Origin of the sequence: Sphingobacterium corticibacterium, assembly GCF_004208525.1 — a bacterium.
Lineage (GTDB): Bacteria > Bacteroidota > Bacteroidia > Sphingobacteriales > Sphingobacteriaceae > Sphingobacterium > Sphingobacterium corticibacterium.
Genome location: NZ_SGIT01000001.1, coordinates 866,339 through 880,852 on the forward strand (window position 1 = coordinate 866,339; position 14,514 = coordinate 880,852).

The 14,514-nt window shown below is 39.5% G+C and carries 14 protein-coding genes; 11 read left to right on the top strand and 3 right to left on the bottom strand.

Features of this window, described 5'->3' with window-relative positions; translation table 11 throughout:
- The first annotated feature begins 6 nt into the window (after nucleotides 1-6).
- Both EWE74_RS03610 and EWE74_RS03615 read left to right on the top strand, forming a co-directional pair.
- A complete protein-coding gene (locus EWE74_RS03610; protein WP_130140148.1) occupies nucleotides 7-768 on the top strand; it encodes a hypothetical protein in 762 nt (253 codons plus the stop codon).
- Nucleotides 769-778: 10 nt separating this feature from the next.
- Nucleotides 779-1,378, top strand: a complete 600-nt coding sequence (locus tag EWE74_RS03615; RefSeq protein ID WP_130140149.1) for a hypothetical protein — start codon at nucleotides 779-781, stop codon at nucleotides 1,376-1,378.
- Between the two features lie 46 nt (nucleotides 1,379-1,424).
- On the opposite strand, the gene EWE74_RS03620 is transcribed toward EWE74_RS03615, so the two are convergent.
- A complete protein-coding gene (locus EWE74_RS03620) occupies nucleotides 1,425-2,534 on the bottom strand; it encodes an acyloxyacyl hydrolase (RefSeq protein WP_239018545.1) in 1,110 nt (369 codons plus the stop codon).
- Between the two features lie 238 nt (nucleotides 2,535-2,772).
- Between EWE74_RS03620 and EWE74_RS03625 the strand changes: the two genes are divergently transcribed.
- From EWE74_RS03625 to EWE74_RS03665, 9 genes are all read left to right on the top strand, one after another.
- Nucleotides 2,773-3,756: a formylglycine-generating enzyme family protein gene (locus EWE74_RS03625; RefSeq protein WP_239018546.1), complete on the top strand. Its 984-nt coding sequence runs from the start codon at nucleotides 2,773-2,775 to the stop codon at nucleotides 3,754-3,756.
- 25 nt (nucleotides 3,757-3,781) lie between these two features.
- A complete protein-coding gene (locus EWE74_RS03630) occupies nucleotides 3,782-5,095 on the top strand; it encodes a Gfo/Idh/MocA family protein (protein ID WP_130140150.1) in 1,314 nt (437 codons plus the stop codon).
- Between the two features lie 3 nt (nucleotides 5,096-5,098).
- Nucleotides 5,099-6,085 carry an FAD:protein FMN transferase gene (locus tag EWE74_RS03635; RefSeq protein WP_130140151.1) on the top strand — a complete coding sequence of 329 codons (987 nt, stop codon included), beginning with the start codon at nucleotides 5,099-5,101 and terminating at the stop codon, nucleotides 6,083-6,085.
- 19 nt (nucleotides 6,086-6,104) lie between these two features.
- The gene (locus tag EWE74_RS03640; RefSeq protein WP_130140152.1) at nucleotides 6,105-7,016 is read left to right on the top strand and encodes a hydroxypyruvate isomerase family protein; all 912 of its coding nucleotides are present in this window, start codon (nucleotides 6,105-6,107) and stop codon (nucleotides 7,014-7,016) included.
- A gap of 61 nt (nucleotides 7,017-7,077) precedes the next feature.
- A complete protein-coding gene (locus EWE74_RS03645) occupies nucleotides 7,078-8,322 on the top strand; it encodes an MFS transporter (RefSeq protein ID WP_130140153.1) in 1,245 nt (414 codons plus the stop codon).
- A gap of 29 nt (nucleotides 8,323-8,351) precedes the next feature.
- Nucleotides 8,352-10,034: a GMC oxidoreductase gene (locus EWE74_RS03650; protein WP_130140154.1), complete on the top strand. Its 1,683-nt coding sequence runs from the start codon at nucleotides 8,352-8,354 to the stop codon at nucleotides 10,032-10,034.
- A gap of 29 nt (nucleotides 10,035-10,063) precedes the next feature.
- Nucleotides 10,064-11,491, top strand: coding sequence for a Gfo/Idh/MocA family protein (locus EWE74_RS03655; protein ID WP_206365128.1), 1,428 nt, complete (start codon nucleotides 10,064-10,066; stop codon nucleotides 11,489-11,491).
- Between the two features lie 16 nt (nucleotides 11,492-11,507).
- Nucleotides 11,508-12,107 carry a gluconate 2-dehydrogenase subunit 3 family protein gene (locus EWE74_RS03660; protein WP_130140156.1) on the top strand — a complete coding sequence of 200 codons (600 nt, stop codon included), beginning with the start codon at nucleotides 11,508-11,510 and terminating at the stop codon, nucleotides 12,105-12,107.
- Between the two features lie 216 nt (nucleotides 12,108-12,323).
- Nucleotides 12,324-12,590, top strand: a complete 267-nt coding sequence (locus EWE74_RS03665) for a hypothetical protein (RefSeq protein WP_130140157.1) — start codon at nucleotides 12,324-12,326, stop codon at nucleotides 12,588-12,590.
- A gap of 258 nt (nucleotides 12,591-12,848) precedes the next feature.
- Here the strand turns inward: EWE74_RS03665 and EWE74_RS03670 are convergent, their stop codons facing one another.
- Entirely contained in the window at nucleotides 12,849-13,094 is a 246-nt protein-coding gene (locus tag EWE74_RS03670) for a hypothetical protein (protein WP_130140158.1), read from the bottom strand.
- 73 nt (nucleotides 13,095-13,167) lie between these two features.
- A complete protein-coding gene (gdhA, locus tag EWE74_RS03675; protein ID WP_130140159.1) occupies nucleotides 13,168-14,502 on the bottom strand; it encodes an NADP-specific glutamate dehydrogenase in 1,335 nt (444 codons plus the stop codon).
- Nucleotides 14,503-14,514: the final 12 nt, after the last annotated feature.

Sequence of the window (14,514 nt, forward strand, 5' to 3'; positions counted from 1 at the left end):
TAACTTATGTATATTCGATTTGTATATGTCTTCACCCTGTCGCTCACGTTATTTTTTGCATCCTGTAGTTCCATATATATGCCTAATGTGCCGGCAACACCGATGTTTCAGCGAAAAGGAGAGGTGCATGCCGCTGTTCATGCCAATATTAAAGGTAATGTAAGTGGAAGCGGCGGCGTGGCTGTAGGAAATCACATTGCGTTGATCGCGAATGGCTCTTACCTTGACCAAGGTGGTAACAACAATAAAAACAATCTATTTAAACAGTATCTAATAGAAGGTGCTCTGGGCTATTTTACGCACTTGGGGAAGGAAAAACGACAAACACTGGAAGTATATGCAGGTTATGGCGTCGGATCTTCCACAGAAATCGATCGCCGGGCTTCTACAACAGGTATGATGCCGGTAGAAACAAGGACAATGGATTTTGATAAAATTTTTGTACAGGTAAATTATTCATCTACTCGGAGAAATAAACTAAATATATTTGGTAAGCCACGTGAATTAAATTATGGTACGGCTATTCGTGCAAGCCGGGTGGCCATGCAAGATTTTACAATTAATGATTTAACTAGTCCAACAGAAGAAGCCTTGTTTATCGAACCTCTTTTTTATACGCGCATGGAATTGAATAGAGGTTTTCAGCTACAGTATACGAACGGCTTTAATTTTAACGTGGTGGAAAACACCTATTTAAAAGCAGGAAATGCTGTATTTACATTAGGGCTGACATATAATTTTGGCGGAAAAAGGAATAAAACAAAGTAATAAATTAGATATGGAAAGAAAGAACATCAATATCCTATGTATAATGTTCATGGGATTATTATTGAGCGGCTGTGCTATCAATAAAAATCAAATTGACGCACTTGCCAAATGCGACTATACAGTGGAATCTCTGCAGGATATCCGTTTGGCCGGTAGAAATATGGATAGCTACACAGGAAAAGATGGTGTAAATTTAGCTTCCCTTCCGGGGATTGCCATGGCGATGTTGCGCCAAGATTTACCGCTGGAGGCGCGAATAAATATGAAAGTCAGTAACCCCACTACCACAACAACAAAAATCAATTCCTTCAAATATCTGATTGAAATTCAAGGAAAACCACTTTTTGAAGGAACGGTGAACGAAAATCTTCATTTGGCAACCGGTGAGAGCACCGTTGTACCCCTAACCTTTAAAGCGAATATCTTCGGTACCGCAAAAGAAGAAGGAATCGAAAATGTATTAAATGAGCTTTTCACGAGAAAAGGAGAAGGTTTTCTTGTCCTTAAAATAAAACCATCTATTAAAATTGGCAATAGTAATATCTACTATCCGGGCTATATTACGGTAGACAGAAATCTAGCAAAAAGCATTGGGAAATTAGTGATGTAGGTTTTTTTGTATCCTTTTTTATCAAGAAAAAAGGATACAACATCTGTTAATCCCTATTAAACGTATACCCCACAGTCCATTCGATAAAATCTGCCTTTCCTTTATGGGCTTTGATAGAGATGCCTGCATTAATGTCTTTATAAACATAATACCGTGCGCCTGCTCTTAAAAAGACATGGTTTATTTCACCATTGAAATATCGTTTGTGAATATAATACCCCACGTTCCCATTCAATACCAAATTACGGTTTAATACATGCACCAAGTAAAATGATGGTCCGCCGGATAATTTAGCGCTTAATTTCCCGCTATCATCTCCTGCAATTTCATCGTAGTTTCCGGAAGAGGAGTAGAATAAATCGAGACCAGCACCCATTCTCCATTTATGTGCTACGTGCTTACTCGCGTAAACACCTAATGTGGTCTTTAAAAAACGCTCATCTTTATTAATATCTAATTGTTTCCAGCCTATACCGTAATTGATATGATAGAGAATTTTGTCGCTATAGGGAGCTATCTTGCTCTTGTCGGGAATAACGGTTCCACCGTTGGGTTGATAAGTAATGGAAGCCGTGAGGGGAATTAGATTAACGCCTTTGTTTGGCAACCGAAGAGCTCCATTTGAAAAGTGGTGATAGGCCAAACCTAATCCTACGCGCCAATTCGGATTAATTTTATACTGACTCCGTATACCAAAATCAATAAAAACATTATTTTTTGCGCCGATAACGACATTCAGCGGATTGGTTTCGGCATCATAAGGTGTAAAGTTGCCTGAAATACCGAGACCTATACGATAATCGAAACTCCAGCGCTTCTTTCTTAAATTTCCAAATGGGGATTGCATGAATCCGTATATAGCATAAGGGCTTCCTATAATATCGGTATTAAATGTACTACTATAAAATCCAATCCCGTAGATAGGATTGTTATATAGTGTGAAGTATTGGTCATCTGATTTCTGTATTTTCCAGCCTATTTTTAAGTTGATCCCATTGTAATATGCACTTTCAAAAGTAGTACGCCTTATATCTTTAGCCGCCAATATTCCGCCATTTTCCATTTCTAACTCTATAACAAATGGATTCTTTACGGGTTCTTTTCCTGGAATAGAATCTACTTGTGCATATAGTTGTGAAGTAGCTATTAATAACACTGATGTTAAAAAAAAATTTTCCAATATCGTCTTTTCAAAAATAATAATTTGGAGCCAAAGATATCACTTTTTTTAACGTTATAGGCTGTGCTTTGATGCGGAATCAGTGATATTTCCGTCATTTTAAATACGCTTTGCAAGCACTTTTTTTTGTAACTTGATTGTTGTAAAAAAGACTTAGTGTATTTTTTACAATATTATTCCTATATTTAGTTCCGATTTGTAAAAATCTAGATTAATGATAATGCAAAATGTAAAGAACGGTTTAATTATTTTTACGTTCATGGTAGCTAATCTCCTTTCAAAAGCACAGGAAAAGCACGGGCGTTATATTCAAAAAGTGGCAGGAACTCATTTAGAATTTTCTATGGAAGCAATTCCTGGAGGGACATTTCTTATGGGAAGTGATAAATCTAATAAAGAGGATGAAAAACCGATTCATCAGGTGGAGCTTGATCCATTTTGGATGGGTACTTATGAGGTAACCTGGGATTTATACGAACCTTTTGTTTATAAGGACTTGGAACAGACGATTGCCATTGATGGTAAAGTACCGTCTGGCGTAGACGCGGTGACACGGCCGACAAAACCTTATTTAGATATGACTTTTGGCATGGGTAAAGAAGGACATCCTGCATTAGCAATGACACATTATAATGCCATCCAGTTTTGCAAATGGCTTTATACGCGTACGGGCGTATTCTATCGTTTACCCACAGAAGCAGAGTGGGAGTATGCTTGTCGTGCGGGATCTACATCCGAATATTTTTTTGGAGACGACGTTTCCCAACTAGTAGAATACGCTTGGTTTGAAGCAAATAGCAACGAAAAAACGGCACCGGTAGGAAAGAAAAAACCGAATGCCTGGGGATTATATGATATGATGGGGAATGTGGCAGAATGGACTTTCGATCAGTATATAGCTGATTACTATAAACAGTTTGAGGGTAAGACGGTTAAAAATCCGGTTGCTGTGCCGACTGAACTATACCCACATAGCGTAAGAGGAGGTTCTTTTGATAGCCAGCCTGATGAACTTCGATCGACTGCCCGTATGGTATCTGATCCTATATGGAAGCAATTAGATCCACAAATACCGAAATCTAATTGGTGGTTTCCCGAAGCTCCATTTATTGGGTTACGTCTTGTTCGTCCAGTTAACCCACCATCACAGGAAGAAATTATGATTTATTATAATCAAGAACCTATAAAGGATTTTTAATAAGTAAATTACAACACCTAAACTAATGCAACATTTTAAAAGGAGAGATTTTATTAAAGCCGGATCCCTATTAACGGGGGCAGCTGCTTTGTCGTCGGTACCAGTATCGAGTGTGTTTGCTGCTGGAAGTGATGTGATCAAGATTGCCTTGATCGGCTGTGGCGGACGTGGTACCGGTGCCACGTTTGATGCGTTTGCTTCAGGGCAAAACTTGAAGTTGGTTGCGATGGCAGATGCCTTCCAAGATAATCTAGAAAAGACTTACCAAACTATAAAAGAAAAATTTGGTGATAAGGTAGATGTGCCGGACAGTCGTAAATACGTCGGTTTTGATGGCTATAAAGCAGCTATTAGAGATGCAGATGTGGTATTACTTGCTACACCTCCCGGCTTTCGTCCTATCCATTTTGAAGAAGCTGTAAAAGCGGGCAAACATGTTTTTATGGAGAAACCTGTTGCAGTCGATATTCCAGGTATACGGAAGGTACTAGCTGCTGCAGCTGAGGCTAAAAAGAAAAAATTAAATGTCGTCGTAGGGTTACAACGACGTTATCAAACGAATTATAGAGAAGCCATTAAGCGCATACAAGATGGTGCCATTGGCGATGTCGTTTCCGGACAGGTTTATTGGAATAGTGGGGGCGTTTGGGTTCGCCCGCGCGAACCAAAACAAACGGAAATGGAATACCAGATGCGAAATTGGTTTTATTTCAACTGGCTTTGTGGCGATCATATTGTGGAGCAACACGTGCATAATATCGATATTGCCAATTGGGTAAAAGGAAAGTATCCTGTTTCTATTCAAGGGACAGGGAGTCGAGCCCACCGTACCGGTAAAGATTACGGTGAAATATATGATAACTTCGCTATCGAACTTACTTACGACGATGGTGCTGTGGTATATAGCCAATGTAGACATTTTGAAGGCGTATCCAACCGTGTGGACGAAACTTTTCAGGCAACTAATGGGCGCGCTTTCCTTTCTGCAGGAAACCAGGCAATACTATGGGATACCAACGGAAACGAAATATACCGTCATGATCCCAAAGGCAATCCAAACGCTTATCAGCAGGAGCATAAAGAACTTTTTGCGGCAATAGCTAAAAATGAATATGTGTTTGACGACGCGCAGCATGGAGCGTATAGCACACTTACGGGTATTATCGGTCGTAATGCTTGCTATACGGGAAAGATCATTAAATGGGAAGAGGCCCTAACCTCCACTGTTGATCTGTCTCCTGATGTTTACGCCTGGGATGCCTTGCCTAAAATCGTTCCGAATGAAAACGGAGAATATCCTTATCCCATTCCGGGCAAAAATACAGATCGTTATATATAGAACGTGTTAAAAGGAGTATTCATATCGTGTTTAATATGCTTAGGTTGTTTGGCTTATGCCCAGCAACCTAAATTTACTATTGATGGCAAGGCACAGGGTACATCTTATCACATTCAATACTATGCGCCAAATTCTATCGTTTCTAAAATACAGATAGATAGCGTGCTGCAGGTAATTGACCGCTCCATGTCGCTGTATGACGACCAATCTCTCATCTCGATTTTTAATAGAGCAGATAGGGATATAGAATTGGACAAACACATGGCGAAGGTAGTGCGACGTTCGTTTGATCTAAATCAACTGTCAGATGGTATTTTTGATATAACCGTAATGCCTTTGGTAAATTTGTGGGGGTTTGGTCCAAATCGAATTCACACATTTCCTGAACGCCAGACAATTGATAGTATATTGCAATTTGTGGGCATGGATAAACTGGTTTTAAACGACAATATGCTAACGAAGAGTGACGAAAGAGTACAGGTAGATTTAAATGGAATAGCGCAGGGATATTCAGTGGATGTAATTGCTCAATTTTTGGATGGTAAGGGAGTTGAAAGCTATTTGGTTGAATTAGGTGGCGAAATAAAGGTAAAAGGTTATAAGGATGTTAACATACCTTTTGAGATTGCTATCGAAAGTCCGCAGAACGGAAAATATTCGAATGTTATACTGCAATTGACGGATAGGGCAGTGACCACATCTGGAAATTATAGACGGACATTTGATTTGGAAGGACGTCGGATCCATCACCATATAAATCCACAGGACGGCTACCCCATACAAAATAACGTAGCCAGCGTCACGGTTATAGCACCTACAGCTATGGATGCAGATGGGTATGACAATGTATTTATGGCAATGACACCGGAGCAGGGAATAGAGCTAGCAAACAGACTCGAATACATCGACGTCTATATTATTTATCAGGATAAAGGTCGGTTTAAAGAAGCTTTTTCAGCAGACTTTCACCGATATATAAAAAATAATTAACCGATTAAATTTAAATAGAATGAAACGAGCAGATTTTATAAAAAGTGGTGCAGCGTTTATTGGAAGTACAACTATTTTAGGTAATGAAATTATGGCAGCAACAAAACAAAATAAAGAAGGAGATACCTTCCAATTAGATTATGCCCCGCATCAAGGCATGTTTTCGGCAACAGCTGGTAAAAACTTTGTTGATGAAATCAAGTACATGCATGAATTGGGATTCCGTAGTATTGAGGACAACGGTTTACCTACTCGACCAGTAGAAGAACAAACAAAAATAGGAGAGACCTTGGCCAAATTAGGTATGCGCATGGGCGTATTTGTTGTGCCTAAAGGAGGTAACGGAGCTAATACTTTGGCCGCCGGAAAACAGGAACATATTGATATTTTCTTGAAAGGATGTAAACAATCGGTAGAAGTGGCAAAACGGGTCGATGCCAAGTGGGTAACCGTTGTTCCGGGCGACTATCAGCGTAATCTGCCGATAGGTGTTCAAACGGCCAACGTGATCGAAGGATTAAAACGTGGTGCCGATATTTTTGAACCACATGGTATTACTATGGTGTTGGAGCCATTAAGCGATACCCCAGATTTATTTCTTCGATATACGGATCAAACCTATGAAATATGTAAGGCCGTTGGAAGTCCATCTTGTAAGATATTATATGATGCATACCATCAACAAAAAAATGAAGGTAATCTTATCAATCTCATGGATATGTGTTGGAGTGAGATTGCGTATATCCAGGTAGGCGATAATCCAGGAAGAAAAGAGCCCACTACAGGAGAAATCAATTATAAAAATGTATTTAAATGGTTGAAAGAAAAAGGCTATACAGGTATTGTGGGGATGGAACACGGAATGTCGAAATCTGGTGTGGAAGGCGAAAAGGCATTGGTCAATGCTTATCGGGAAGTAGACAATTTTTGAGTGAATTTATATAAAATAAAGGAGAAGTAATATATTTATACAAAAATAAACCTATTATCAGATGTCAACATCCATAAGATTTAAGCTATCTTTTATGATGTTCCTCGAATTTTTTATCTGGGGAGCATGGTTCGTAACGTTAGGAACTTTCTTGATTCAAAACTTACAAGCTGAACCTTTTCAGATTTCCAACGTATTTTCGACACAATCATTAGGCGCTATTATTGCACCATTTATTATTGGTATGATTGCCGACCGTTATTTTAATGCGGAAAGAATCCTAGGTATTTTACATTTAATTGGAGCATTTCTCATGTTCCAGATGTATAAGGCGACGGATATAGCTACGTTTTATCCTTACGTTTTAGCATACATGATTCTGTATATGCCTACTTTGGCATTGGTTAATTCCGTGTCCTTTAGGCAATTAACAAATCCTGAAACACAATTTTCGAGTATTCGGGTATGGGGTACTATCGGGTGGATTGTCGCGGGATTGGCTATTAGCTTCATATTCCAATGGGATTCACCAGCGGGTGCACAACAGGGTGCTTTGCGAAATACCTTCGTGATGGCTGGCATCGCTTCGGCTGTATTAGGGTTGTTCTCTTTCATTTTACCAAAAACACCTCCAATAAAAGTGGATTCGGTAGAAAAGCCTTCGTTTGCCTCCATTATAGGATTGGACGCGGTCAAGCTATTAAAAGATAGGAACTTCTTAATTTTCTTTATTTCGTCTATCTTAATATGTATACCGTTAGCTTTCTATTATTCCAACGCCAATCCATTCTTGGTGGAGATTGGTTTATCCAATGCGACAGGGAAAATGGCTATAGGACAAGTTTCGGAAGCGGTATTCTTATTATTGTTACCGGTATTATTTGTTCGTTTTGGTTTTAAGAAAACGATTCTAATCGGTATGTTGGCATGGGTAGTACGTTATCTTTTGTTTGCCTATGGAAATGCCGGTGACTTATCATTTATGTTAATTATTGGTATTGCGCTACACGGTATATGTTACGATTTCTTCTTTGTTTCGGGGCAAATTTATACCGATAGTAAAGCAGGCGTAAAGTATAAAAGTGCCGCTCAGGGATTGATTACGTTAGCGACTTACGGTGTGGGACAATTGATAGGTTTTTGGGTTGCCGGTTTTATTGGAGACAAATACCAAAGTATAAAGGAAACAGACGTAGCTGCATTTTGGCAACAAATATGGATTGTGCCAGCTGGTATTGCATTTGTTGTCATGATCTTATTCATGATTTTATTTAAAAATGAGAAAGTAGAGAGTAAAACAGTATAAAAAAAACAAATTAAAAAAATAGAAAAGGTATGGCAGATAATGTTTATGATGCAATTGTCATCGGATCAGGCATCAGCGGTGGTTGGGCAGCGAAGGAGCTTACGGAGAAAGGGCTGAAAACCATAATGCTGGAGCGCGGGAGAAACGTTGAGCATATAAAAGACTATCACGCGAACAAAGATACTTGGGAATATCCGCATAGAGGAGGTCGGACCAAGCAAATGGAAAAAGATTATCCCGTATTGAAACGAGATTACCCGTTGAACGAGAAAAACCTGGATTTTTGGGTAAATGAAAAAGAGAGTCCGTATACTGAAGTTAAGCGATTTGACTGGTATCGCGGTTATCATGTAGGTGGTCGTTCTTTAATGTGGGGACGCCAGAGTTACCGTTTCTCCGATTTGGATTTTGAGGCAAATATAAAGGATGGACACGGTACAGATTGGCCGATTCGGTATGCTGATATTGCGCCGTGGTATAGTTATGCAGAGAAATGGGCTGGTATTTCAGGTAATAGGGATGGTCTTGATGTGTTACCAGACGGTGATTTTCTTCCCGCGATGGATTTTAATGTGGTGGAGAAAGATCTAGCTACTCGTTTGCAAAAAGAATACAATGGGAAACGCCATTTTATTATGGGAAGAACGGCTAATATTACAAGGCCTCATCATGGACGTGTAAATTGTCAATATCAAAACCAATGTTGGTTAGGTTGTAATTTCGGCGCTTATTTCAGTACACAATCTTCTACGTTACCTCCTGCAGTGGCGACCGGTAATTTAACACTTCGTCCTTTCTCTATTGTTACGCGGATATTATATGATAAGGATACACAGAAAGCAACAGGTGTAGAAATTGTTGACGCAGAAACGAACCAAACCTATGAATTCCATGCAAAGGTCATCTTCGTGTGTGCTTCGGCATTCAACTCGACTTGGGTATTAATGAACTCCGCTACTGATGTTTGGGAAGGCGGTTTGGGAAGTAGCTCTGGTGAGCTTGGTCATAATGCAATGGATCACCATTTTCGTTGTGGCGCCAGTGGTACGGTAGAGGGGTACGAAGATAAATATATTTTCGGACGGCGGCCGACTGGCTTATATGTACCTCGATTTGTTAATGTACCTGGTGACGATAAAAAACGGGATTATGTACGTGGATTTGGGTACCAAGGAGCGGCAAGTCGAGGCAGATGGTCTGGTGAAGTTGCAGAAATGAGTGTTGGCGGTGATTGGAAAGATGCTATGCTGGAGCCAGGTAGCTGGAGTGTTGGCTTTGGGGCATTTGGAGAAATCCTACCGTACCACGAGAATAGAATCTATCTCGATAAGGATAAGAAAGATAAGTGGGGGTTACCTGTGTTAGCCATGGATATGGAGATCAAAGATAATGAATTAAAAATGCGTCCGGATATGATGGATGAGATGAAAGATATGCTAGAGAAAATAGGTGTTAAAAATGTCAGCACTTATGATAGTATCTATGGTTTCGGTCAAGGAATTCATGAAATGGGGACGGCACGCATGGGGACCGATTCCAAAAACTCTGTATTGAACAAACATAATCAAGTTTGGGATGCGAAAAATGTATTCGTAACTGATGGTGCGGCGATGACTTCGGGTGCTTGTGTCAATCCATCGTTAACATATATGGCATTAACAGCACGTGCAGTAGATTTTGCAGTTAGCGAGCTTAAGAAAGGGAATCTATAAATCAGCTTAACTAAATAAAGTATCACATCATGAAAGAAACAAATAGCTCAAGAAGAAATTTCATAAAAAATGCGGCTTTAGCTGCAGCAGGTTTTATGATTGTTCCTCGTCATGTATTGGGTGGAAATGGATTTATTGCACCAAGTGACAAGTTGTCCATCGCTGGAATAGGTGTAGGTGGTAAAGGTCATGGCGACATTATGTCTTTTCACAAAAGCGGGAAAGCAGAAATCGCCTTTTTATGTGATGTAGACGATCGTCGCGCTGCAGGAGCGATAAAAAACTTTCCAAAAGCTAAATATTATAAAGATTATCGCGAGATGTTGGACAAGGAACATAAGCATATAGATGCTGTTTCTATTTCTACTCCGGATCATAACCACGCGATCCAAACATTAGCTGCCATGGAATTGGGTAAGCACGTCTACGTACAAAAACCATTGACACACGATGTCTGGGAAGCGCGCGTGTTAACAGAGGCCGCAAAAAAATATAAGGTCGTGACCCAAATGGGAAACCAAGGCGCGTCAAACGACGGTCCACGGGAGATCCGAGAATGGTATGAAGCTGGATTAATAGGCGATGTCCACACCATCTACTGTTGGACAGATAGACCGGTGTGGCCTTCTGGTATTCCTTGGCCAACTCAAATAGCATCGGTGCCGAAGGAGTTAGATTGGGATCTTTGGTTAGGAACGGCTCCTTATAAAGACTATATTGAAAAACTTGTACCATTCAATTGGCGCGGTTGGTGGGATTATGGTACCGGAGCATTGGGTGATATGGGCTGTCATCTTCTAGAAGTGCCTTTTAGTACCTTAGGACTTCAATATGTACAAGATGTACAGGCAACTGTGGGTACTATCTATGTGGATGAATTCAAACGAGGCTATTTCCCAGAAAGTTGTCCGCCATCGAGCCACGTTACAATGACCTTTCCAAAAACGGAAAAAACCAGTGGACCGATTACTTTACATTGGATGGATGGTGGTATACAGCCCGCGCGTCCGGATGAATTAGAACCTAACGAAGTTTTCGGTGATGGTGGTAACGGTATCTTATTTGTTGGTACAAAAGGAAAGTTGTTAGCAGATACTTATGGTGATAATGCCCGTTTGCTTCCAACTAGCCGCAAAGAAACTGTAGCACAAAAATATGCGCGTGTTCAGGGCAAAGCAAGCGGACATTATGCCCAGTGGGTAGAAGCTTGTATTGCAGGATATGGGAATATGGAAGTCAGCGCACCATTTGAGATTTCAGGACCACTTACCGAAGCTATTTTAATGGCAAACCTAGCTATTCGTGGGGCAGATCTTCAAGTGGATGGTAGGTTCCCAGGTAGAAATCTCAAGTTATTATGGGATAAGGATGCCATGAAGGTAACCAACTTTGACCTCGTCAATCAGTTTGTGAAACGGGAATACCGCCAAGGATGGGATATAAATTATAACATTTAATTTTAAGTAGATTAAAATGAATAGAAGAGAAGCAATTCAACGGGTGGCCATGCTTATTGGGGGTTCTGTTATCGGAGCCAACTTATTTCTGGAAGGGTGTACAAGACCCGCGACCAAAGAAGTGGCGGCGTTGTTTGAAAAGGATACGATGAATTTCTTGGGAGACCTCGCAGAAGCGATTCTACCGGAAACATCAACCCCGGGTGCTAAGGAAGCAGGTGTTGGTGAATTTATTCCGGTGATGATCCGGGATTGTTATGATCCGCAGGACCAAAAGGCTTTCCTAGAAGGTTTAGGCGGGGTAGACGAGCTGTCGAAAAAGGAATTCGGCAAAAAATTCCAAGAACTTTCAAAAGACGAACAATTACAATTTGTCAATATGTTGGATAAGGAAGCTAAAGAATTCCAAAAAGAAAGAGGACAGAAGCAAAGTGAATTAGCTGAAGGTGCAGAACCACTTCCTAATCATTTCTTCCATATGTTGAAACAGATAACATTGACTGGATTTTTTACTTCGGAGGTTGGAATGACGAAAGCGTTGCGCTATGTTAAGATTCCGGGTAAATATGATGGTAACTATCCTTATAAAAAAGGAGAAAGAGCATTCGCGTCTTAATTACGTACGGTTAGCAATTTTATGTAAATTCAATAAGCATCCAAACAGGGCAACCTTGTTTGGATGTTTTTTTCGTATGGTTATATAGTTGCAAATAAATGTTAAAAAGTAAGCAATAATGTAAATATTTTGTTGTTATGTATAAAACGTCAAAATCAAATAATTATATTTAGCTAGGACAGAAAAACGAGAATATTTACATAAAAAACTGGGTATATGACGGCACAAATCATCGAAAAAGAACATATTGGGGATTATAAGATTATTCCAGCTGAAGTAGACAATACAGCTACGTTATATGACAAACTATGGGCGGCACAGCGTCTAGGCAATGAGTTTAAATCCAAAACGACCATTGTTTTCCAAACGGAGGACGGGCCAAAACGGATTGAAACAACGGTATGGTCATTAACGGAGCAGTATATTCAAATTAAGAATGGCGTACTTATTCCGTTGAAATCAATTATAAAAGTTGATTTTTAAATCTTTTCTCAAGCTTTTCCAAAGTGCCAGCCTTTGGAAAAGCTATAAAATAGACACAATTTATGCGAAATAATATTTCGTTTAAAAAATTAAAATACTGTTATTCAGTTATTTATATTGTTTATATAAACAATATATTTTTCAAAATACACAAACACCTAAAAAATGTCCACGTCAAACCAAATTTAATTTTGTTTCTTGCTAAGTTAATGTATATACTTCTGTTTGTCACTTACTTACATTCATTAAAAGAATTATTTATTCATATCTATCATACGCTTCCATAAAGGTTTTACGCATAGACTTAAATTGTTCTACTACCTGACTTATAAATGTCTCATCGAGAAGTTCAAATACGCCATTCACTCCGCCTATTACGTCTGTTTCTGCTAACTTATAAGATTGTTCCAATGCACCCTGTTCAAACTTAATGATGAATTTTTGATTCATTGAAAAAATAGATATTTTGCAATCCGGATGAGGAAGTTCTGCTATTACTCTCATATTTTAAAAATTAGATAAAAATAAAGCTCCACAATTTGGTTGTGGAGCTTTTGAATTTACACGAAATTGGGCATTAAACCAACCCTTGTGCTTTCATAGAAGCGCCGACTTTAATAAAGCCTCCGATATTTGCACCTTTTAAATAATTAATATAGCCATCTTCTTCCTTGCCATATTTAAGACAAGTTTTGTGAATATTATCCATAATACCTTTTAAACGGGCATCTACCTTTTCTGCATGCCACTGCTGTCCGATAGAGTTCTGTGACATTTCAAGACCAGAAACAGCTACGCCACCAGCGTTTGCAGCTTTTCCGGGAGCAAAGTGAATTCTAGCTTTATGGAATATTTTAATAGCCTCAGCGGTAGAAGGCATGTTAGCACCTTCGGCGACACATACACAACCTTGTTTAACAAGCTGCTTAGCATCTTCAGCATCCAATTCATTTTGGGTAGCGCAGGGAAGAGCAATATCGCATTTAAGATGCCATGGCGTTTTTCCTGCATGAAAAGAGGCAGCCTTAAATTTTTGTGGATATTTAGATAATTCACGTCCTAACGTCGCAACGTAACTCAATTTCTCCAGTGTCAGCCCTTCTGGGTCATGTAGTGTACCTGTACTATTTGATAAGGAAATCACTTTAGCACCTAAATGTATGGCTTTCTCTGCTGCATAATAGGCAACATTGCCAGCGCCTGATATAGTGATCGTTTTTCCAGCTATTTCTTCATCTATATTTTCAAAAATACACTCGACGAAATAAAGCAAACCATATCCTGTCGCTTCCGGACGAATAAAAGAACCTCCCCAGTGTTTACCTTTTCCAGTTAATACACCTGTGAAGTTATTTTGAATACGTTTATACTGACCAAACATATACCCGACCTCACGTTCTCCTACACCTATATCTCCAGCGGGAACATCTGTTTCCGGTCCAATATGGCGATATAGTTCCGTCATGAAGCTTTGACAAAAGCGCATAATTTCCATATTGGACTTGCCTTTAGGATCGAAGTCTGAACCGCCTTTTCCTCCACCAAGGGGTATTCCTGTCAAGCTATTTTTGAACACCTGCTCAAAAGCTAAAAATTTTAGAATACTTAAGTTTACAGTGGGAGAGAAGCGGAGCCCTCCTTTATATGGTCCAATCGCACTGTTCATTTGCACACGATATCCACGGTTTACCTGAACTTCATTTTTGTCATTTAACCATGTTACCCGAAAAGAAACTACACGCTCTGGTTCGACAATGCGCTCTAATATTTTTAAATCACTCCAAGTTGGATGGCGCTCGTTAATATAAGGTATCAAATCTTCGGTAACCTCGGCAACAGCCTGTAAAAATTCCGGTTCGTTTGGATTTCTTTCCTCCACGTAATTAATAAACTTCTTAAAGTTAAGTGACATTTGTTATGAATT